This window comes from Phaeobacter sp. PT47_59 (assembly GCF_028890025.1).
Classification (GTDB): domain Bacteria; phylum Pseudomonadota; class Alphaproteobacteria; order Rhodobacterales; family Rhodobacteraceae; genus Phycobacter.
The window spans coordinates 1-21,471 of sequence record NZ_JARCJL010000043.1; the positions used below are offsets into that span (position 1 = coordinate 1).

Annotated in this window: 22 protein-coding genes and 1 pseudogene; 8 read left to right on the forward strand and 15 right to left on the reverse strand. The window is 61.2% G+C overall.

The window, feature by feature from the left end; translation table 11 throughout:
• Positions 1–72: 72 nt before the first annotated feature.
• Positions 73–1,497, reverse strand: a complete 1,425-nt coding sequence (locus PXK01_RS21080; protein ID WP_274861622.1) for an aminotransferase class V-fold PLP-dependent enzyme — start codon at positions 1,495–1,497, stop codon at positions 73–75.
• 101 nt (positions 1,498–1,598) lie between these two features.
• Here PXK01_RS21080 and PXK01_RS21085 point away from each other — a divergent pair, with 101 nt between their 5' ends.
• Positions 1,599–2,060: an Lrp/AsnC family transcriptional regulator gene (locus PXK01_RS21085; protein ID WP_274861623.1), complete on the forward strand. Its 462-nt coding sequence runs from the start codon at positions 1,599–1,601 to the stop codon at positions 2,058–2,060.
• Between the two features lie 30 nt (positions 2,061–2,090).
• Here PXK01_RS21085 and PXK01_RS21090 read toward each other — a convergent pair whose 3' ends face one another.
• The 9 genes from PXK01_RS21090 to PXK01_RS21130 form a co-directional block, all read right to left on the reverse strand.
• A complete protein-coding gene (locus PXK01_RS21090; RefSeq protein WP_274861624.1) occupies positions 2,091–2,663 on the reverse strand; it encodes a PA14 domain-containing protein in 573 nt (190 codons plus the stop codon).
• 160 nt (positions 2,664–2,823) lie between these two features.
• Positions 2,824–3,444 carry a 30S ribosomal protein S4 gene (rpsD, locus tag PXK01_RS21095; protein ID WP_274849666.1) on the reverse strand — a complete coding sequence of 207 codons (621 nt, stop codon included), beginning with the start codon at positions 3,442–3,444 and terminating at the stop codon, positions 2,824–2,826.
• A gap of 282 nt (positions 3,445–3,726) precedes the next feature.
• Positions 3,727–4,794, reverse strand: a complete 1,068-nt coding sequence (locus PXK01_RS21100) for a Hint domain-containing protein (RefSeq protein ID WP_274861625.1) — start codon at positions 4,792–4,794, stop codon at positions 3,727–3,729.
• A 176-nt stretch (positions 4,795–4,970) separates the two neighbouring features.
• Positions 4,971–6,419, reverse strand: coding sequence for an aldehyde dehydrogenase (locus PXK01_RS21105; RefSeq protein WP_274849668.1), 1,449 nt, complete (start codon positions 6,417–6,419; stop codon positions 4,971–4,973).
• Between the two features lie 17 nt (positions 6,420–6,436).
• On the reverse strand, positions 6,437–7,171 hold the full coding sequence (locus PXK01_RS21110; protein WP_274861626.1) for an ABC transporter ATP-binding protein: 735 nt from the start codon (positions 7,169–7,171) through the stop codon (positions 6,437–6,439).
• A complete protein-coding gene (locus tag PXK01_RS21115; RefSeq protein ID WP_274849670.1) occupies positions 7,164–7,892 on the reverse strand; it encodes an ABC transporter ATP-binding protein in 729 nt (242 codons plus the stop codon). Before PXK01_RS21115 ends, PXK01_RS21110 begins: the two co-directional genes overlap by 8 nt.
• A complete protein-coding gene (locus tag PXK01_RS21120) occupies positions 7,889–8,815 on the reverse strand; it encodes a branched-chain amino acid ABC transporter permease (RefSeq protein WP_274861627.1) in 927 nt (308 codons plus the stop codon). The genes PXK01_RS21115 and PXK01_RS21120 overlap by 4 nt, the downstream gene beginning before the upstream one ends.
• Before the next feature lie 3 nt (positions 8,816–8,818).
• Entirely contained in the window at positions 8,819–9,691 is an 873-nt protein-coding gene (locus PXK01_RS21125) for a branched-chain amino acid ABC transporter permease (protein ID WP_274861628.1), read from the reverse strand.
• A gap of 83 nt (positions 9,692–9,774) precedes the next feature.
• Positions 9,775–10,992: an amino acid ABC transporter substrate-binding protein gene (locus PXK01_RS21130; protein WP_274861629.1), complete on the reverse strand. Its 1,218-nt coding sequence runs from the start codon at positions 10,990–10,992 to the stop codon at positions 9,775–9,777.
• 188 nt (positions 10,993–11,180) lie between these two features.
• On the opposite strand from PXK01_RS21130, the gene PXK01_RS21135 reads away from it, so the two are divergent.
• The 3 genes from PXK01_RS21135 to PXK01_RS21145 all read left to right on the forward strand — a co-directional run bounded on the left by PXK01_RS21135 (position 11,181) and on the right by PXK01_RS21145 (position 16,199).
• Complete coding sequence (locus tag PXK01_RS21135; RefSeq protein WP_274861630.1) at positions 11,181–12,032, forward strand: helix-turn-helix domain-containing protein; 852 nt, start codon at positions 11,181–11,183, stop codon at positions 12,030–12,032.
• 206 nt (positions 12,033–12,238) lie between these two features.
• Positions 12,239–12,688: a hypothetical protein gene (locus tag PXK01_RS21140; protein ID WP_274849675.1), complete on the forward strand. Its 450-nt coding sequence runs from the start codon at positions 12,239–12,241 to the stop codon at positions 12,686–12,688.
• A gap of 22 nt (positions 12,689–12,710) precedes the next feature.
• A complete protein-coding gene (locus tag PXK01_RS21145) occupies positions 12,711–16,199 on the forward strand; it encodes a M10 family metallopeptidase (RefSeq protein ID WP_274861631.1) in 3,489 nt (1,162 codons plus the stop codon).
• 221 nt (positions 16,200–16,420) lie between these two features.
• On the opposite strand, the gene PXK01_RS21150 is transcribed toward PXK01_RS21145, so the two are convergent.
• From PXK01_RS21150 to PXK01_RS21170, 5 genes are all read right to left on the reverse strand, one after another.
• The gene (locus tag PXK01_RS21150; RefSeq protein WP_274849677.1) at positions 16,421–17,287 is read right to left on the reverse strand and encodes a copper resistance D family protein; all 867 of its coding nucleotides are present in this window, start codon (positions 17,285–17,287) and stop codon (positions 16,421–16,423) included.
• A gap of 4 nt (positions 17,288–17,291) precedes the next feature.
• Positions 17,292–17,633 (reverse strand): copper resistance CopC family protein, encoded by a 342-nt coding sequence (locus tag PXK01_RS21155; RefSeq protein ID WP_274849678.1) that lies wholly within the window; start codon positions 17,631–17,633, stop codon positions 17,292–17,294.
• 9 nt (positions 17,634–17,642) lie between these two features.
• On the reverse strand, positions 17,643–18,068 hold the full coding sequence (locus tag PXK01_RS21160) for a c-type cytochrome (protein ID WP_274861632.1): 426 nt from the start codon (positions 18,066–18,068) through the stop codon (positions 17,643–17,645).
• A 100-nt stretch (positions 18,069–18,168) separates the two neighbouring features.
• Positions 18,169–18,549, reverse strand: coding sequence for a hypothetical protein (locus PXK01_RS21165; RefSeq protein ID WP_274861633.1), 381 nt, complete (start codon positions 18,547–18,549; stop codon positions 18,169–18,171).
• Positions 18,550–18,558: 9 nt separating this feature from the next.
• Positions 18,559–18,732, reverse strand: coding sequence for a hypothetical protein (locus PXK01_RS21170; protein ID WP_274849681.1), 174 nt, complete (start codon positions 18,730–18,732; stop codon positions 18,559–18,561).
• A gap of 165 nt (positions 18,733–18,897) precedes the next feature.
• Here PXK01_RS21170 and PXK01_RS21175 point away from each other — a divergent pair, with 165 nt between their 5' ends.
• The 4 genes and pseudogenes from PXK01_RS21175 to PXK01_RS21190 all read left to right on the forward strand — a co-directional run bounded on the left by PXK01_RS21175 (position 18,898) and on the right by PXK01_RS21190 (position 21,424).
• A complete protein-coding gene (locus PXK01_RS21175; protein ID WP_274861634.1) occupies positions 18,898–19,791 on the forward strand; it encodes a calcium-binding protein in 894 nt (297 codons plus the stop codon).
• Positions 19,792–19,978: 187 nt separating this feature from the next.
• Positions 19,979–20,359, forward strand: a pseudogene (locus PXK01_RS21180) (hypothetical protein); the annotation flags it as partial.
• A gap of 112 nt (positions 20,360–20,471) precedes the next feature.
• Complete coding sequence (locus PXK01_RS21185) at positions 20,472–20,972, forward strand: hypothetical protein (RefSeq protein ID WP_274861635.1); 501 nt, start codon at positions 20,472–20,474, stop codon at positions 20,970–20,972.
• A 113-nt stretch (positions 20,973–21,085) separates the two neighbouring features.
• Entirely contained in the window at positions 21,086–21,424 is a 339-nt protein-coding gene (locus PXK01_RS21190; protein WP_274861636.1) for a hypothetical protein, read from the forward strand.
• Positions 21,425–21,471: the final 47 nt, after the last annotated feature.

Sequence of the window (21,471 nt, forward strand, 5' to 3'; positions counted from 1 at the left end):
ATTGCTCATGTCACCGCTCCGTTTTCGGATCCGTGAATCACGCAGCGCTCGGAAAATCAATGCATCCTGACCCTAGGCCGCACGTGGGCGAAAACGCGCCGTCGCCGGATCCGCCTCATAGCGCGGCGCCAACTCTTCTGCCCTTCGGGTCAGATCGTTGACGCTGTCGATGATATAGCGCGCGGTCTCGTCGCGCATCAGGTAGGAGAAATTGAGCCGGACCCAGCCGGGTTTGCGCAGTTCCTGCCCGGCCCGCAGATCGGACAGCAGTGCGCGGGACTCCGCCTCGCCGATGCCCAGCAGCCGATGCGCATAAGGTCCGGCACAGGCACAGCCGCCGCGCGCCTGGATCCCGTAGAAATCGCTGAGCATGCGAGTGAATAGCTGCTGATGCACCGGCTGGCCGGATACACCCCGCACCGTGAAGGAGAAGATCGGCAGGCGCGGCGCGCTGGCATGGCCCAGCAGGGTCAGCTGCGGGTTCCCCTCCCAACCGGCGCGGGCCATCTGTGCAAATCGCGCCTCCTCCCTGGCGATGCGCTGCGCGCCAACCGCCTCTTTCACCAGAAACGCCAGTGCTGCGCGGATATCGCCGATCACATTGGGGGTACCGGCTTCTTCGCGCGCCGCCAGATCCTCGCTATAACTATGCGCCCAGGGCGAAACGAAACTGACCGTACCACCCCCCGGCCATGACGGCGCGCGGCGCCGCACGGCCTTTTTGTTCACGATCAACACACCCGACGCTCCTGGCCCACCGGGGAACTTATGCGGCGAAATAACGATGGCATCCTTACGCGCACCGCCATGCCCCCCCATGTCGATCGGCAGGTAAGGCCCGCCGCCCGCATAGTCCCAGACCGCAAGCGCGCCATGGTCATGCAAAAGGGCGCTGACCGGATCCGGGTCTGTCAAGACGCCGGTCACATTGGAGGCCGCCGAAAAACTGCCGATCTTCAGATCGCAGGCGGCATATTCCACGAGCGCCTTCTGCAGTACCCCCAGATCGACGCCTCCCCCGGGCGCCTCGGGGATCTCGACGACCACTGCCTTGCTTTCGCGCCAGGGCAGGATGTTGGAGTGATGCTCATAGGGGCCGATGAAAACCACGGGCGCGCGGGCCTCGTTGACCCCCAAGAGACTGACCAGCCGATTGAGCCCCGCGGTCGCCCCCGATCCGGCAAAGATCACCGCATCTTCTTCTGTGGCGCCGGTGAGCCGGGCGATTTCCGCCCGGGCTGCACGGCGCAGGCCGGTCATATGGGCCCCGCAATAAGACGCCTCGGTGTGGGAGTTCGCATAATAGGGCAAGACTTCGGTGACGATGAAATCCTCCACCTGCCGCAGCCCTCGCCCCGAGGCAACGTAATCGGCATAGACCAGCGGCTGTGGGCCATCGGGGCCTGGGAGCATGACGCCCTCGCCAATGAGGCCAGCCGCCAGGCTGCCGTCCTGGGCTGCGGTTTTCAAGGTCTGCTTGAGCTGTGTGAAAGGCATCTGTTTCTCCGCGTCTTTCACATATCTTGACCCATTCAGATCGCGGAATTCCCACTTAGTTTTGATTGAAATTGCCATTTTTTGTGTCATATGATCTACAAATGCCAGACAAGATAGATCATATTGACAGAATGCTTCTGCGCGCCTTGCAGCAGGATGCAAATCTCTCGCAGCGGGAATTGGCCGAAAAGATCGGCCTGTCGCAGAACGCCTGTTGGCGCAGGTTGAAGGCGCTGAATGATGCAGGCGCTCTCAAAGGGGCGACGGCGCGGATTGATCGGGCACAACTGGGGCTGGACCTGGTGGTCTTCGTCATGCTGCGCACCCGCCATCATTCAGCCGACTGGCTGGAGCGCTTTCGCAGGCATGTTCTGACCATCCCCGAGGTGGTGGATTTCCACCGCATCGGAGGCGATTACGACTACCAGTTGAAGGTGGTCACAGAGGATATGGCCAGCTACGACAAGGTCTATCAGCGGCTGATTTCCGGCGTGGAGCTGGACAGCGTGACCTCTTACTTCGCGATGGAGGCCATTGCCGAAGGACGGCCCCTGCCGCTTTGAGGCAGAGGCACGCCTGCCGAAAACAACCCGCTAATGGGCAAAGGCTGCGTCTGGCATCCAGCGCAACCGCTTTCCTTCGGGTCCCATCCGCATATGCAGACAGGCCGTGCCAAGACGTTGGAAATACAGCGCATCAAGCGGATACCAGCCCGCAACGGGCACCTTAACCTCGGTCATCACCGTGGTGTCACAGGATTGGCGACCGTCGAATTCCCCGACGATCTGCCCACCGATCCTGGCTCGCAATCCGTCATTGGTCAGAAAGTCGATATTGTAGACGCCCGGCTTGTCGAACCGCACGTAGCCGCTGATCCGGGCCGCGACATGCATCGCCCGGTTGGAGGTCAGCGTGTTATCCCCCTCATTGGTGTCGCGATGATCCAGCCCAGCCAGGGGACGGCCGACCTCTGCCCCACGCTTCAACGCGGCAGAGGCTTCGGTCAGATCGCGCACGTCCTGGGGATAGGCATACATCACCGCAAGCCCGGCACGCAGTTTACCCGGCTGGGGATCGGCGGGCTGCAGCGTTACCGGCTCTGCCGCCAAAGATCCGGCCAGCGCCATTGAGGCCACGGCAGACCATACCGCCATAAGTGCTTTCATCCTGGGTCTCCACTTCAAAGGTTCAACCAACCTGCGCGTCTCGGACAACAGCTTAGCGCCCGGGATCCCGGTTCGACAAACGGAAATCCAAAGCCGCCCAAATGAAAAAGGGCCGCCCGCAGGGGCAGCCCAATAGAAATCCCACAAAATGGGAAATCGCTTAGTTCTTGGCGTAGAATTCGACGACCAGGTTCGGTTCCATCACCACCGGGTAAGGCACATCGCCCAGCGCCGGAGTGCGCACGAAGGTGGCTTTCATCTTGGAGTGGTCGGCTTCGATGTAATCGGGCACATCACGCTCGGCCAGCTGGGTGGCTTCCAGAAGAACAGCCATCTGCTTGGACTTGTCGCGGACCTCGATCACGTCGCCTTCCTTCACGCGGTAGGAGGGGATGTTCACGCGCTTGCCGTTGACCAGGACGTGACCGTGGTTCACGAACTGACGGGCAGCAAAGACAGTGGGAACGAACTTGGCACGGTAGACAACCGCGTCCAGGCGGCGCTCCAGCAGGCCGATCAGGTTTTCACCGGTGTCGCCTTTGACACGCTCGGCTTCACCGTAGATGCGGCGGAATTGTTTCTCGGTCAGATCGCCGTAGTAGCCTTTCAGCTTCTGCTTGGCGCGCAGCTGGATACCGAAGTCGGACAGTTTGCCCTTGCGGCGCTGGCCGTGCTGGCCGGGGCCGTATTCGCGGCGGTTGACCGGGGACTTCGGGCGGCCCCAGATGTTTTCGCCCATGCGGCGGTCGATCTTGTACTTGGCAGACGTGCGTTTGGTCACGGCTGATCTCCTTTATTCGTGGCTCCGCAATTTGTTCCGAAAACCGGTTCCCACTTTGCGGATTGCGGACGCAAGGGCCAGCAAACCGGATCAGCCAGAACGCAGCCGGACAAACGGCGGCTATAAAGGGCGTTGTCCTCTTGGTTTGGTCCGTATGGACCTCCCCATGACAGGCATCCCCTTGCGGGGGCCACCAACACCAATGAAGCCGCGCTTATATAGAGCTATCCCCCCGAGTCAATAGCCCATCTGACAGAGCGTTCACCCTGCCACGAGACGGCCTCAGGCCGCTTCATGGCGCAGGATCGCGGCCTCGCTGGCGTTCAGGTTGCGGCGCGCAAAGGCGCCATAGCTGAACGGGTCGTCTTGCACCGCGGGCAACAGCTGCACCAACCTCTGGCGATCCCGATCGGACAGGGCCGAAAGGGCGGCATTGGCCGGATGGAAGCTTTCGCTTTCCACCCCATTGGCCCAAAGCACCTGGTGATCCTCCAGCAGCAGGTGGACATAGGTGACCTCTCGCACCTGAGTGTCGGTCGTGATGCTGCTGCCGTTGACCAGATCCTTGGCGGCCACCAGAACTTCGGGCGTGTTGAACAGCGCCTGCACATGACGCCCCCGCAACAAAAGCCGATGGTCGGGAGAAACCAGCAGATCCTCACCGGGGCGCCCGCCGGACAAGGCCCCTGCCCGCAGGCGCACGGGCCGCAGATGCGGATAGACAAACAGCCGCGCCCCGGTCATCCGGCGCGCACCGATCCATTGGATCCGTTGCGGGCCATTGTCACGGGTCAACACCCGGTCGCCCTCACGCAGGCGCTCGACCGGGCGGTCCCCTTGGGGGGTCTGGATCAAGGTGCCCGGCGTGAAACAGATCATCCCGCTGTCGGGTGTCGCCCGCGCGCCCCGCTGCCCGTCTCCACCGAGCCGTTGCTTCAGCACCCAAAGATCGGTATCGCGCGGCGGCAATTCGTCCACGAACATCAGCAGCGGAGTCTTGCCCGGCGCGACCTCGATCAGGGTGCCCGTGTAACGGTCGATCCCATTGGTGAGGGTAAAGCACCGGTCCGCCAGTTGCCCCTTTGCCGCCGTCGCCGCAGCGACACAGGGCGCAACCCCCGCAGCACCGACAAGCCTGCGCACCGAGCGCGCCGCGCGCTGGCGCAGATCGCCTTCATCTTTGTTCATTTCCAAGCGCAACAGATCGGCCGGACCATCCAGGCGCAGGGCCTCCCCACGCCAGGACCACGCAGATCCCACGCGCACTGCCTCTGGCGACGCGGGTCTTTGACCATCCAATTCCGTTTGCGACCAAGAAATGACAAACGTGCCGGTAAAGCCCGTTTTCATTGCTCTTTGCCTGCCTCAGTTTTTGTTATTGGGCAGAGAGTAGCAATCCACGGGCCACGCACAAAGGGAAAATCCCTGGAGCCAGGAACTCATGGCACCCAAAGACGCAGCGGCGCAACACGACCGCAAGGGTTGAACAGCAGGCAGCCGCAGGTTCGACGGCTGCCTGCGAGCGATCAGATCGGGTAGTGGATGCCGCCGTCCTGCGTGGTCATCCAGCGCAGGTCGGTGAATTCCGCAATGCCCCACTGGCCACCAAAGCGGCCATAGCCAGAATCCTTGACGCCACCAAAGGGCATCTGCGCCTCGTCATGCACGGTTGGCCCGTTCACATGGCAGATCCCGCTTTCGATACGGGCGGCAACCTTCATCGCCCGCGCCTGATCGCGCCCGAAGACGGCTGCCGACAGGCCCATGTCGCTTTCATTGGCAACCCGCACCGCCTCATCCGCATCGCTGACCCGGATGAGCGAGGTCACCGGCCCAAAGCTTTCCTCGGAATAAAGCCGCATCTGCGGGGTGACGCCATCCAGGGCCGCAGCATTGAGGATGGTGCCAGAGCCACCGCCGCCGATCAGGCGTGCGCCCTTTTGCACCGCATCCTCGATCAACTCGCGGATGCGATCGGCCGCGGCGGCATTTACAACCGATCCCAGTGGCGCCTTGCCCTCGGTCGGATCACCTGCAGTGAGGGTCTCCACCTTGCGCGCAAAGGCATCGACAAAGGCATCGGCGATCTCGTCCACCACGATGATCCGCTCGGTCGACATGCAGATCTGCCCCTGGTTCATATAGGCGCCAAAGGCCGCAGCGGCCACGGCCGCATCGATATCGGCATCCTCCAGCACGATGAAGGGCGCCTTGCCGCCCAGTTCCAGCAGCGAGGGTTTCAGATGGCGGGCCGAGATTTCCCCGATCAGACGGCCAACACGGGTCGATCCGGTGAAGTTCACGCGGCGCACCGCCGGATGTGCGATCAGCGCCTCGACCAGCTCCGGCGCATCCTCGGGCGCATTGGAGATCGCATTGACGACCCCCTTGGGCAGGCCTGCCTCAGCGACGGCCTCCAGGATCAGCGCATGGGTGCGCGGGCAAAGTTCACTGGTCTTCATCACCACCGTGTTGCCGCAGGCCAGCGGGGTCGCGATAGAGCGCACACCCAGGATCACCGGCGCATTCCAGGGCGCCATGGCCAGCACCACGCCCGCGGGCTGGCGCACCGCATAGGCGGTGCTGCCAGGGCGGTTCGACGGGATGATCTCGCCCTTGATCTGGGTGGTGAGGCCCGCCGCCTCCACCAGCATTTCCGAGGCCAGCATGATGTTGAACCGCGCCCAGGCTTCGGTCGCGCCGATCTCGGCCTTCATGGCATCGACGATGGCGTCACCGCGTGCCTTCAGGGCCTCTGCCGCATCCAACAGCATCCGACGCCGCACCCCCGGCGCCATCGCTGACCATTCCGGGAAGGCCGCCGCCGCCGCATCCGCCGCACGCATGGCATCCTCGGTGCTGGCCGCCGCCGCAGTAGTGGCAAGGGCGCCGGTCACCGGGTTGTGGCGCTCGAATGCGCGCCCGTTTTCGGCGTCCACATGTTCGCCATTGATGAAGAGTTTCAGAGTATCCATTTCACTCTCTCCGTCTGTCAGGAAATTTCATTGTCCAGCGGCTCGCTCGTGCCGCCAAGGAAGGCGCGCTGGACCGCTGGATCATTCTGCAATGCATCGCTGCTGCCCTGCCCCACGACGCGACCCGCTTCGAGCAGGTAGCCCCGATCGGCCAGCGCCAGGCTGGCGCGCACGTTCTGCTCCACGATCACCAGCGTAAGGCCGGTGCTGCGAATGCGGGCAAGGGCGGCAAAGACCTCTTTCACCACGATGGGGGCCAGGCCAAGGCTCGGTTCATCCAGGAGCAGGATGTCGGGGTTCGACATCAGCGCGCGGGCGATGGCGACCATCTGCTGCTCGCCGCCCGACATGGTGCCTGCCAGCTGCCGCCGCCGCTCAGCAAGGCGCGGGAACAGTTCGAACACCTCTGCCTGACGCGCGGCAACGCCTGCGCGGGCCCGTTCAGGATAGGTGCCCAGCGCCAGGTTCTCGGCCACGGACATGCGGGGAAAGATGCCGCGCCCCTCGGGTACCAGGGCGATACCGCGCCCGACCCGGTCATGGGCGGCAACCGTCGCCAAATCTGTGCCCTCGTGGCTGATCCGGCCTGAACGCGGCTCCACCACGCCGCCGACGGTCTTCAAAAGGCTGGATTTCCCCGCCCCGTTTGCCCCCAGGATTACCACGCATTCGCCCGGCTGAACCGCCATCGAGACCGCATCCAGGGCGACATGCTTGCCGTAAGCGACGGTGAGGTTGTCGATCTCAAGCATCTTCTTCTCCCAGGTAAGCAGCCACCACATGAGGATCATCCAGCACCTCTGCCGTTGGCCCGTCTGCGATCAGCGTCCCCGAGTTCATCACCGCGCAGCGCGGACACAGGGCGCGCACCGCATCCATGATGTGTTCCACCATGATGATGGTGATGCCGGTCTCCTCGAGCCTGCGGATCAGGGCGATCCCCTCGTGCAGTTCCGTGGGGTTCAGACCCGCCAGCCACTCATCCAGCAACAGGATGCGCGGCTCGGCAGCCAGGGCGCGGGCCAGTTCCAGGCGTTTCTGATCGATATAGGTAAGATCCGCCGCAACACCCGAGGCACGATCTTCAAGGCCGACCATGGCGAGGCACTCACGCACCCGTGCGCTCAGGTCACTGCCCCAGAGCCGTTTGCCGCCAAAGGCCGCCGGGACCATGACGTTTTCCTCCAGCGTCAACGAGGGCAGGATGCGCACCAGTTGGAAGGTGCGCGCCACACCTGCCCCCGCGATCACATCGGGGCGTGCGCCAGCCAGCGGCCTGCCCTCCACCGCGAACTGCCCCGCCGAAGGGCGCAGCGCACCGGAAAGAAGGTTCAAAAGGGTGGTCTTGCCCGATCCGTTCGGCCCCAACAGGCCCAGAACCTCGCCCTTGCGCACCTCAAGCGAGACATCATTCACCGCCGTCAGCCCACCGAAGCGTTTGGTCAGCCCTTCGGTTTTCAGAAGAACACTCATTGAGCCGCCTCCCCTTTTGCATCACCCCTTGCCTTGCCGCGCAGCTTTTCCGCCGCAGCCAGCAACCCGTCCGGCAGCGCATAGACCACCGCGAGGAACATCAACCCCAGAAGGATCGAGAAGTGATCCGGGAAGCGGGCCGACAGCCATTCGAACAACAGGAACAGCGGCACGGCACCGAAGACCGGCCCCCAAAGCCTGCTCGCCCCGCCCAGCAGCGCCATGATCACGGTCAGGAAGCTGACAGTGGGATTGAAGACGATGGAGGGCTCCACATAGACCCAGCGCGGCGCCTGGATGGCCCCCACAAGGGTGATGATGGTGGCGGAGGCCACAAACAGAACCAGCTTGGTGCGCGCCAGGTTGATGCCGCTGTGGGCCGCGACGGTTTCATCATCACCGATGACGCGCAGGGCAAGGCCCAGGCGGCTTTGCCGGATCCAGGCCGCCAGCGCCAGGGTCAGCGCGCCCAGCGCCAGAAGCTGCCAGTAGATATGCTTGGCCTCCAAGTCGAGGAAGATATAGCGCCCCAGGGTGCCGGTGATATTGACCTCGAACCAGGTGATCAGCTGGCGCACCAGTTCGGCCAGGCCAAAGGTGAAGATCACGAAATAGATGCCCGCAAGGCGTAAGGTAGAAAGACCGACCAACACCGCCATGGTGGCGCCAATCCCGGCAGCGGCCAGCAGCACCAGCGGATAGGGCAGCGCCTCGTTCAGGACGGCGACGGTGTAGGCCCCAACGCCGAAGAAGGCGACCGTCGCCAGCGAGACATAGCGCGTCGGCCCCGAGAACATCGCCCAGGAGGTGGCCAGCGTCACATAGCCCGCAAGCCCCACCAGCAGACCGATCCCATAGCTGTCAAAGAAGAACGGTAGGGCTGCAAGACAGGCAAGGGCCACAACTGCGATAGTGATCCGCATGGTTCAGCCCCCCGCCTTGCCAAAGAGCCCGTTCGGACGCCACAGAAGCACCACCAGGAACAGCGTATAGGTGGCCGCAAGGGTCAGTCCGGGGTCGATGAAGGCGGCCACGAATGTCTCGGCCAGACCCAGAAACAACCCGGCGATCAGCGCGCCCAGGATATTGCCGACCCCGCCCATGATCACCACGATCAACGCCTTCATGGTGAAGACCACGCCATCGGTGGCAGAGAAGGTCTGGTACATGGAGATCAGCGCTCCACCCGCGGCCGCAAGCGCGCCGCCCAGGGCAAAGGCCTGCCGCCCCATGCGGTCGACGTCGATGCCCACCAAGTAGGCCGACCCCGGCGACAGCGCCACGGCGCGCATCGCGGTGCCCCAGCGGGTGCGGATCAGCATTGTGAACAGACCCAGCCCGATCACGACCGACAGCACAAAGGCAATGAGACGGTTGGCGGCAATGGTCACGCCCAGCAGCTCCACCCCGGTGTTGAGATAGGAATAAGAGGTAAAATCGCTGCCGAAGGTGACGAGCATCACACCCTGCAGAACGAACAAGAGGCCAAAGGTTGCAAGGATGGTGTCGACCTCAAGCCGCCCGCTGCCACCCGCGCGTTTCACCAGGGGGCGCATCATCACGCTGTAGATCAGCCAGGAAACCCCGTATCCAAGGGGCACCACCACCAGAAGCCCCCAGAGCGGGCCAACACCCCAGCCGGTGAACATCAGCGTTACAGCAAAACAGGCCAGCAGCATGAATTCGCCGTAGGCCAGGTTCATGATCCTCGATATGCCGTATTGCAGCGACAGGCCCAGCGCCAAGAGCGCATAGGTCCCGCCCAGCACCAGGCCGAGGAGAAGGGTCGAGATCAACATCTTATGTCCTTGAAGTCTTGTGTGCTGCGGCCCTCACTCGGGGCCGCAGACCAGTTTCACCCAGTGATACGCCCGGGGGGGTCTTACCACTCGGGTTTCGGGATCATCGGAGCGCCAGCACCGGCACGATCGGCGGGGCTGACGGCCACGAAACTGTCACCCTGCCACTGCCCCACGAACCACAGCTTGCGCAGCTGGTTGTTCTCCATCGCGGTCTCACCCAGGATGGTGTCGAAAGTGCCGGTCGAGATTTCCTTGGCCAGATCCGCGTGATCAAGGCCGACCCGCGCCACCGCCTGCTCCAGGATCTGCAGCGAGGCATAGGTGATGGCGCTGGCCCAGCTGTCAGGCGCATTACCGGTGGCGGCGATATGTTTCTGGAAATAGGCCTGGATGTCCGGGTTCGAGGCATCGACGCCGCCGATGGACATCACGCCTTCCTGCTTGCCGCCAGTGATCTTGGCATAGACCGGAAAGGCCCCGCCCACACCGATGTAAAACACCTTGGGGTTATAGCCCGTGGTCATCGCCTGCTTGGTCACGCCAAAGCTGCCGGGCGGGTAGGAGAAGGACACGAAACTGTCCGCGCCCGATCCCTGCACCTCGTTCAGCATGGTGGCGAAATCCGAAGTCCCCAGCGGGTAGGAGGCGTCATAGACGGTCTCAAAGCCTGCTTCCTTCAGGGCCGGACGTGCCGCCTTGACCAGATCGATCCCGAAACCGTCCGCGACGGAAATCATCGCAACCTTGTTGTTGATCGTACCGGCATCGCGGGCCGCGGCCAGCGCTTCGACCAGGGCGGTGGCATAGTCATGACCGCCGCCCAGCATCCAGAAGGACCGGTCCCAGCGTGCGGCAAATTCCGGCGCCTTGTCGGTCACCGCGGTCACCGCCAGCTGCGGGTAGCCAAAGCGCGCCATCAAGGGCGCAATCGCCAGGTTGGCGCCGGTGCTCCAGGGCGGCAGGATCAGATCGACCTTGTCCTGGGTCGCCAGGCGTTCAATGGCGCGCACCAGGTCCTCGGCGCTGGACCGGTCGTCATATTCGACGACCTCGATCTTGCGCTGGCTGCCGTCGGGCATGGTGAGGCCCCCCTTGGCGTTCACCTCGGACACCCAGAGTTCGTAGTTCGGAATGGTGGTGATCCCGGCCCCAGTGGCATTGGGGCCGCTTTTCGATACCGCATAGCCGATCTTTACGGCTGCCGCATCCTCGGCCAGGGCCGGTGTACCCAGCGCCAGCATGGAGCCAAGCGCAACAGGAACCGCGCGCAGCAAGGCGCGCCGTGAAAATACTGACATGTGTCTCCTCCCAGTCGTGATTTCCCCAGGCACCACATCCTCCTGACGCCCGGGCACCGCCCCCTTGCGAAGGCGACGATTTCTCTTCCACGGGAACAGGGTATTGGAATTGAAGCTTTATAAAATGTGCTTTTGAAGCTAAGAATTGCACTGATGCGTCGATTTTCACCTTCTACCGGACCCATGCGATGATTTCCGACAAGAAAGCTCAGATCATCGCCCGGCAGATTCGCAGTCCCCTTGCGGACACCACCTATGCGCTGGCGCCCAGCCAAAGCGTGCTTTTGCTGCTCAAGGCAGGGCGCGGGAAAATTGATGGCGAGCCCGATGGGCTGCGCTTTGATGCGCCCCGGGCAATGTGGCTGTCGTCGGGTCGTCGCGGACAGCTGCGGCTGACCTCGGGCAGCCGCGGGGAAATCCTGCATCTGAACGACAGCGCCGTTGCGCGCGCCCTGCCCGCCACCGCCCTTGGCGACGAATTGGCCCAGATGCTGCGCCGCGACCTGTCGGAACCGCTGAGCGGGCATGAGGAGCGGATGACGGGGTGGATGCGCAACCTGCGCGAGGAGCTTTCCGGTTCGGAACCGGCAGCCGAGATTGCCGGCGAGCACCTTCTTTCCCTGCTGCTGATCCAGATCTGGCGGATCGCCCGCAAACAGCGGCCCCGCTCCTCTGCGGCGACCGGCGGTCTGGTGCAGAATTTTGTGCAACTGGTGGGGCTGCATCTGCGTGATCACTGGAAAGTCGCGGATTACGCCACTGCGCTGGGGGTCAGCCGGGATCGGCTTGGCAGCGCGGTGCGCCGCTCGATGGGCCGCTCGCCGCAGGCCTATCTGCATGAGGCGCTCGTGCGCGAGGCCGCGGAGCTTTTGACGAACTCCGGGCTCTCGGTGGCGCAGATCGCCTTTCGGCTGGGGTTTTCCGATCCGGCCTATTTCAACCGCTTCTTCACCAGAACGCAGGGGCTGTCCCCGGGGCGGTTCCGCCGCAAGATGGCCTCGCGCGGCACAAGCCCCACGTCATTCTCGGCCTGGCCCTAAGCCGGAACCACAGGCGCTCGAATGCAGGAAATTGCGCCCGCAATCTCTTAAATCTCTATGAAAATCTTCTGGTGAAACTCCTGGCTGCCACATTTTTGCCAGATTGCTGCACCCCTTCCTGACCGGTTTTCTTTCCAAAAAGATAACTGCGGCCAGAACGGCGCGAGAAACCCGAACCATCTCGAACCGTAAGGCATCCGACACTCATGTCCCTGATTTCCGACATCACGCGCACCTCTGCGACAGTCCTGCTGCTGGCCTCTGCCGCAGTGGCCGATGATGCGGCAGAACGGCATGTCAGCCTTCAGTGCGACGCTCAGGACAGGGCGCATGACATGGGCCCGATGTGCGAGGCCCTGGGCGAGGCCCTGGCGGCAGCCGTCACCGGGTACGCCTTCAAGGTCATGGAAGGATCGAGCGGGGTTTCAAAGGCCGATGAACCACCGGCCGAAGCAGCACTGACCCTGCACTTCACAGAGCGGGGACGCGCGGACAGCTGGCTGTCGGGGCAGCTCAGCTGGAGTAGCGCAGACGGGCGCAAAGGGGACAGCCCGGTACTCGAGTATTCGGTCATGGACCGTCAGCTCAACGCGGAGGACCTGGCGTCCTTTGCGCAGCAGCTGATCCGTTCCGCGAATATCCCGAAACATTTTTAGCGATCACCAGGGGGAGCAGACCATGTGTGAACTTTGCGGAAACACACGCCATATCTCACCATTCGGAGAAAACACCTCCGTTTCCAGCTCATCAAGCGAATGGGCAACAAAACCTGTCTACACGATCGATCAGGTCGCCGACTACCTCACCGAAGGTTTTTGGCAGGACACCGGTCGATCCCTGCGCGCCTATGATGTGGAACCGGGGGGGCAGATTACGGTCAACCTGACCGGTCTCAACACGCTGGGCCGGGAAACCGCCCGACAGGCGCTGGACAGCTGGACCGCCCTCAGCGGCATCGAATTCGTCGAAACCTCGAATGCTCAGATCACCTTTGACGACAATCAGAGCGGTGCCTGGGCCAGTTCGACCACAAGCGGCTCCACCATTCTCAGCACCAATGTCAACGTGAACTCCAGCTGGTCGTCCTATGGCGACTACTACCTGCAGACCTTCATCCATGAAATTGGCCATGCGCTGGGCCTGGGCCATACCGGCAACTACAATGGCAGCGCCTCCTACGGCAGCGATGCGAACTTTGCCAACGACAGCTGGCAGGTTTCGGTCATGTCCTATTTCAGCCAGTCCGAGAACACCTATACCGACGCCTCCTATTCCTTCCTGGCGACGGCCCAACTGGCGGATATCGCGGCCATTCATCGCCTCTATGGCACCCCGACAAACATCGAAACCGGTGACACCACCTATGGTGATGGTGAAACGACGGGCCGTCATGGCATGGGGCTGACCGATTGGAGCGTTGCCATTGTCGACAATGGGGGCACCGATACGATCAATCTCGGCTCGCGCAGCCACGATCAAATGCTGAATCTGGGTGAAGAGACCTATTCCAACCTGAACGGCAGGATCGGGAACTTCTCCATTGGCCGCAGCACCGTGATCGAGAACGCGATCACCGGTGTCGGCAACGACCACATCATTGGCAACACTGCGGACAATCGCATCGAAAGCGGCGGCGGCAACGACAGTCTTGAAGGCAATGCCGGCAACGATATCCTCATCGGCGGCGATGGTGTGGACACCCTGTCTGGCGGCGCGGGCGCCGACCGTTTTGTCTACCAGTCCCTCTACGCAGGGGACACGATCACGGACTTCAACCTCGCCGAGGGCGACCGGGTGGATATCACGACGCTGCTGGACGCGATCGGATATACCGCCGAGGACGCCGTTGCCGATGGCGTGGTACGGCTGACTGCGGGATCAGGCGGATCCTGGCTGACCCTTATCGAAAACGGCAGTGGAACCAACCTGGCCTTCCTGGCAGGGGTGGATCCCAGCGCAGATGTGGCGGCAATCATCGACAGCGGCGCCACGCCGCCTCCTGAGCCGGAACCAGAACCGGAACCGGAGCCCGAACCCGAGCCGCCCACGCCGCCGGAACCAGAAACCTTGGACAACACATATACGTTCACGGATAGTTTCCAGGACGACTGGACACCGGCACTTGGCCTGATTGACGACACCAATGGCGGCACGGACACCATTGATTTGACGGCCGTTACCAAGGCAAGCAAAATCTTCCTGGAGAATGGCGCCGTGGGCCGTATCGGTTCAAAGTCGCTCACCATCTCTGCCACATCGGACATCGAAAATGTTCTCTTCGGCAGCGGCGGTGACCAAGGCTATGGCAACGCGCTGGACAACCTGATGGAAGGCAACGGTGGCAATGACCGCCTGTTCGGAATGGATGGCTCCGATACACTGGTTGGTGGTGAAGGGAATGACCAGCTAAATGGGGATGCGGGTGACGACAGCCTGTCCGGCGGCGAAGGCAATGACCGCATGGAAGGCGGTCTGGGCAATGACATCATCGACGGTGGCGAAGGGCGCAACAGCATCAAGGGTGGCGACGGCGACGACACGATCATCGGCGGAAGCGGCACTGACAGGATCGACGGCGGCAGCGGCAACAATGTCATCGACGCAGGCGACGGCACCAACATAATCGTGGTACTCGGCGGCGACAACGACATTACATCCGGTAGCGGCAAAGACCGGATCACCTGCGGTGACGGCGACGACACCATCACCGCAGGAGACGGAGCCAATTCCATCCGGTCCGGCAACGGCAACAAATGGATCAAAACCGGCGACGACAAGGACCAGATCACTCTAGGCGACGGCAACCATACCATTGACGCCGGAGCAGGTACAAACCTGATCCGGATCGGGAGTGGAAACGCCACCATCACGGCCGGGGAGGGATCCGACAGGATCACCGGCGGCGCGGGCTCTCATACTGTATCGACAGGGGAAGGAAGCGCGCAGATCAGGTTTGGAAATGGGGACAACACCATTTCCACCGGGGCCAGCAATGACAGCATCAAGCTGGGAGATGGCGTCCAGAGCATCGACGCCGGTGATGGCAACAACCAGATTACCACTGGAAACGGAACCGTCGCAATCGTCGCCGGCTCCGGTGCGGACAGGATCAAGGTGGGAGCGGGAAACCATCTGATTTCTGCGGGCTCTGGCGGCAACATGATCACCGTCGGCACGGGCAACAGCACCATTTCGGCCGGTGAGGGCAACAACCGAGTGACGGCGGCAGCCGGCACGCACGTCGTCACCTTGGGAGATGGCCGAAACACTGTGAGGCTGCAAGATGGCGACAGCACCATCACAACTGGTCAGGATGCCGATAAAATCATGGTCGGCAACGGGGATCACATCATTGACGCCGGTGACGGCAGAAACACGATCCGCGCCCAGGAGGGAAACAGTTCGATCACCACAGGCAGCGGTTGGGACAAAATCATGCTGGGTGAAGGCAACCATACGATTGATGCGGGTGATGGCCAAAACTCGATCCGGCTGAGGGACGGCGACAACCACATCTCCTCCGGATCCGGAAACGACCAGATCAGGGTTGGAGTGGGCACCAACGTGATCGATGCCGGAGATGGAGACAACCGCGTGCAAACCGGTGACGGCGATTCTCTGATCACCACCGGAGACGGCAACGACCTGCTATCGACTCGAAGTGGCGATGATACCGTCTCTGCCGGAGCGGGCCTCGATACAATCAACACAGGCAACGGGAACGACAGTATCGATGCCGGCGGCGGCACCGATTGGGTTAGATCCGGTGACGGCGATGACACCCTGAGTGGCGGCTCCGGGAAAGACACCATGGATGGTGGCTCCGGCGATGACGTCCTGTCCGGTGGAGAGGGCATCGACCTCCTAACCGGAGGCTCGGGCGCAGACGTCTTTGTCTTTTCCAGCACCTCCGAAGTCGGTGACATAATAAAGGACTTCAAACGTGATCAGGGAGACACCCTGGACATTGATGATCTCCTGATCGAGCTGGGCACCGATCTGCAGACCGCATTTGACAGCGATCATCTGGCTTTGACGTCAGCCGCCGGAGGTGCCGTTTGGCTCGAATATGACGCTGATGGAGAAGGTGGAGAAGATGCCGTGCAGATCGCCCAGTTGAAGGGCGTCAGGATCACGGATGAGATCATGATCGACTGGTTCAGCTAACGCCACCCTGATCGACAAAGGCGGCTCCGCAGCACGTTGCGGAGCCGCCTTTATTGGGGGGCGCTCCCCCCACCCCAAAGCATCCCGAAGCAAGCGATGAGGTGACGTCGGACGCCGCGCCCTGCCATATCGTTCGCCGCCTATGCAGGAACGGCGAAACCGCCAGGCAAGACGGAACCGCTCAGATCCTTCAGGGACATAGGCCTCATCCCGGTAATATCTCATCCCGGTAGCGTTACGGTGCTGGTCAATCGCGCAGTTGCGGCAAGCAGCAAGAGGAAAATCACGGCTTCGATCTCGATGGCGCGCGCGAGGCGCTGTCCGGCGCCGCTGTGACCGCCTTGCAGCGCCGGAACGAAGCGCAGCTTGTTCGCGGCGGCTAGGACCAGCAAGGCCGCGACCAGCAGCATCTTGGCAACAAGGTTCAGCCCGTAGGGCGTTGTCAGCAAGGCGTCCATGCTGCCCAGCAGGAGCCATGCCATGAGGGCACCGACAGCAATCAGAGCGGGCACGATGGCAACGGCAAGCCGCCCGAACCGGTGGCCGAGCCGTGCGGCGACCGCTGTGCTGTCGCTGTCCAGGGACAGCTGCCTGAGCGGCAGCAGGATCCCGGCCCAGAAGGCGACCCCCAGAAGGTGCACGAAAAGAAGCAGGCGCACGCCGGTCTGATCGATGTCAGGTACATGGCCGATCACGCCAAAGGACCACAGGCCCGCTGCGCCACCGGCAAGAGAGATCCACAATCCAGCCTGCCCCAGGACCAGGCCGGACAGCAAGAGCATGGCTCCGGCACCCCGATAGACCAGGGCATCGCCTACCGGCGTCTGCCACAGCAGGCTCAGCATTTCAGCATCGCTCATGCCGCCGATGTCCCCCGTCAGGGCAGCCCCGCGCAAAGAGAAACTGAACAGCGCGCCCAGCAGGCCCAAGGCCGCCAGACATGCCGTTTGTTTTTGCAGGTCGGTCCGGATGGCGCGCGTCAGCTCTTCAAAGAGAAGACGAACGATCACCAGCCCCGTCGCGCCGAGAAAGCCCAAATAGAGTGCCAGCTTCGCCCCGATCGCCAGGAAACCCCAGATATCCATCATGGGCCTACTCGACCGAGAATGAAAAGCCGCCCGTCATAGCATGACCATCCTGGCCAAGCCCCCGCCATTCAATCTGGTAGACCCCTTGGCCCAACTCGTGAACCGGCAGGCTGAATTCCCGCCCGAAGCTGGTTTGCGATCCCAGATCCAGCGGCCTGTCGGATCCGTCCTGCGACAGCAGCTTTACCCTGGTCAGCCGGATGTGCTTGGCGAAGGTCAGCTCGATACGTGCGGGCGGCTGTGACAGAACGGCTCCGTCAGCGGGGCTGCTGCCCGATATCTTGGAGTGGGCCAGGGCCTGGGTCGCCAAAAGGACGGCCAGGGCAAAGGGTGCAATTGTCTTCATGGTTTCACCTCACTGAATGCCGTTTGCGCGCTGAACGTCGCGAATATAGGCCGTGACCATTGCCACATCGCCCCGTGTCAGACCTTCGACGGGGGGCATGTCCCCAAACCTCCAGTGATGGCTTCTGACGCCCATTGCGACCGCCCGCTGGAAGGCCTCGTCTGCGTGATGGTTTGGCTCATAGATGACGTGGATCAGGGGCGGCCCTGCCCCCTCTTTTCCTGCGGCGTTTTCACCGTGACACGCCGAACAGCGCTTTGCAAAGATCTGCTGTCCGATGACGGCATTGCCCTGCAGGGGCGGCACCTGGACCGTAACGATCGGCGCGCCCACGGCGGGTGCTTGTGTTGCGGGCTCGGGGGCCGAGCCAAGCTGAAAGCTGGCTGCCACGGCTACGACGACAGGCACCCCCAAGAGGTAGTATTTGCGTTTCATTCTCTATCCTGACACTGGTCTGCTGCAACGCGGCTTGGCGCAGCGCTGCCTTGACGATTGCGCCGCCAGACGGGACTGGCGGCGCCGTTGCTCCGGCGGGTCAGGTGTTCGGTGGGCGTTCCAGGCTATCCGGTGTCACCGGCGTCGCCACGGGATGAAGCGCGGCGGCCCAATGGATCTTGAGGGCTGCGAAGTCATCATCGTCAATCGGAGCGGGCAGAACGGCGGCGTGGCAGGTGAAGGGTCCGCAGCCGTCATCGCCCACGCCAGTGTGGTCATGGGCAATGTGGTCATGGGATGCGCCGTGTTCACTCTTGTCCAGCATGCCCACCAGATTTTCACGCGCATGGTCAGAGGTCGCCATATCGCAATGACCACCCGGGCAGGCGCCGGTATGGGCATGCACCGCGCCATCCACTCCCGTCATGATCAGCAGGAGCCCGATCAATGCAGCCGACAATATGCGCCTCACCAGTGACATGTCTGCACCTTAGGCGCCGGTTGCCCGCAGCGCAACTACCTGCCACATCAGCATCGGTTTCAAACCGGTTGCGCCCTTGAAACTCAAACTGACCGTCCAGTTCCGCACCCTGCGCTCACCTTTCAAAGCCGCAAGCGGGTCCTTGGTCTGGAACTCACGCGGATGGTTCTGTCGCCGCGCCATTTCTGATGCCCTCTCCTCCACAGCTCAGAAGACAGCAATCCTCGTTCACGTCGGCGTCCGAAATACGGGAGAGAGAAACATACGACAAACGCTGAAACTTGTTTCGCTTCCACGCATGTGCGACGCTGACACATTAGACAGTTCGCAAACTAGCTGGGCAAAGACATGGCTATTTTTACGGTCCTGACCCATCCATCCGATTGGTATAGGGCCGATAGCCTTAACTACACAGACATCGAGATCACTGACTTTTCAAGAATACGAGACCTATCATCCGTTTCAACAAGCGAAATAGTAGCAACAGGCATATTTTATGTTGATTATCGTTACCCAAGGGGTTTCGAGGCCGTTTTATCAGGCAACTTCGATAGAAACTCCGAAGGGGAAATCTCCGGGCCGGTTGACAGCTACGAAGTCAAAGTCAACGGAAAGCCATTCTTCCTGATTTCGAACATTGAAGAAGACGCCACTGACCTGTGGCCAGGCCTATTGGGGTCCGTTGGCTTTTATGACCTTTTTCTTTCAGGCGATGACAAGCTCTTGGGACTTTCAAAAGCCGACAAGTTGTGGGCCGGTGACGGCCATGATCTGCTGCGCGGCTTTGCGGGAAACGATGAACTGAGCGGTCAAAACGGCAACGATCGCTTGTTTGGCGGCCGGGGAAAAGATGTTCTTATCGGGGGACAGGGAAATGATATCCTAGACGGAGGCCGCCAGCGCGACCTGCTTGGCGGAGGTGAGGGAGAAGACACACTCACAGGCGGCAAGGGCAAGGATAGGCTGGATGGGGGACAGGGAAACGACGTTTTGTCGGGCGGGCAAGGCAACGACGTTTTTGTCTTCGGAAACTACTCGTCGCTTGAAGAGTTCTCGGGCGACGACGTTGTTACTGATTTCCACGAAGGCGATACATTGAGGTTTCGCCACCTGTCCTCCGAGACACCTGCTGTGACTCTTGAGCAGATTGGCTCAGACGTATTGATTTCAGTTGATAGCGGAGCAACCGTTCTGGTTTTGGGCTCTGACCTAAGCACTGTATCTGATGCGTTGGTTTTCTGAGTAGAACTCCATTTTGGCGCAGCCAAGAGTGTATTTTGGGCTTCTGATGTGAACGCGAAGAACTCAGATCAGATGTTTTTGACTTTCGAAATGCCCCTCAGATACGTCCGATTGACCACGATGTCGTCGGGCTGCAGCTCAGTCATCGCTCCGGCTCCAGACGTAGACGATCGCGGCCAGGGCGGACATGAACGTCTTTGTCACCGCTGGCCAAGTTCGCGATTACATCGGCGCGCGGGCGCTGCTGAGTAGCGTGCCGGATATTGAGTAGCCACTTGACGACGACGGCGATGACGCAGACTGGTTCAGAGGAGCATTGCAAGACAAGGGTATACCGGGCTGTGTCCCCGGCCGAAAGCAACGTAAGATTGCCACCCGATCTGACAAACGTCGCTTCAACCACCGTAACCACAACGAGATCATGTTCGGTAGACCTAAGGATTGGAGCCCCGTTGCGACACGGGATGGCAGCTGCCCGAAGATTCTCCCCTCAGCAACCTTCCTCACGGCACTTGTCATTGCTGGTCTTGGGCCTGAGCCCAACCTTCAGAACCATGGCAACGCCTAAAATCGTCTTTTCAGCCCGCGGGGAAAAGACGACTTGGATCGCATTTGTTTTTCCTTATGCTTGGCTCCAAAGGGAGTTACAGGCTGACGAATTCAGTTGGTAGGACTGACTGATGGCAGCCGAAAGGAATTTTGATAAAAACATGACAAAGCCTACAAATACTGGCATCGCGATTGCGGACAACAATTTCGGGGCTGCGATATCCTTTTCAACCGTCAGTTTTGCGCTGATCGTTGCAGACGCCAAGACGCTTGGTCAGACCTATACGATTGCCAAGACCTCCAACGAGGGGGCGCCTGCGACTGACGTTTTGTTTGCCAATGCCACGGATCTTTCAGGGGGCGGGGATGCACTCCCATCGCTTGCCGACGCAAGCGCCTATGACAGATGGCTCACGAACAACGTGACGCTGTTCAGTCAAGCAGGGATACCCGACGAGCCCGGAAACTCCGTAGGTTTATCGATGGCTGGGAGGTTTTCGTCGAGCAATGATGAAACAGTAAACGGATCACATATTGACGACGTTCTTTTTGGGAGCGCCGGAAATGATACGCTTCAAGGCAACGGTGGTTTCGACGTTCTTCAAGGGGGGGGGACGGCGCCGACATCCTGAATGGTGGTTCAGACTTTGACATCGCCAACTATCATTTCGAAGGCGGTACCGATGGCGTCACCGCAAGTCTGGTAGTCAATTCGGCTACGGATAGTTACGGTAATAGGGATACCTTGATTTCCATCGAAGGGTTTTGGGGAACAAACAGCGCTGACACATTTTCTGGAAACAGTGGGGACAACCTGTTCACAGGCAATGCCGGAGCTGACCTATTTTTTGGGTTGGGCGGATTTGACGTTGTCGATTATTCAAATGAAATTGGCGGCAGCGGCATTCGCATGGAGAGCAACTTTTTCACTCCAAGTTTTTCGGTTGTTGATACGTTTGGATACCTTGATACCGGCTCTTCGATCGAGGCAATCTACGCGACCCAATATGATGATATTCTGCGTGCTCAAGACCATGACACCTACTACGACGCCTTAGGCTCAGGACTCATAGCCAGTAAATGACGAGGGCTGCGAGGGCGATGGCGGACAGGAAGACCTTCGGACATCTG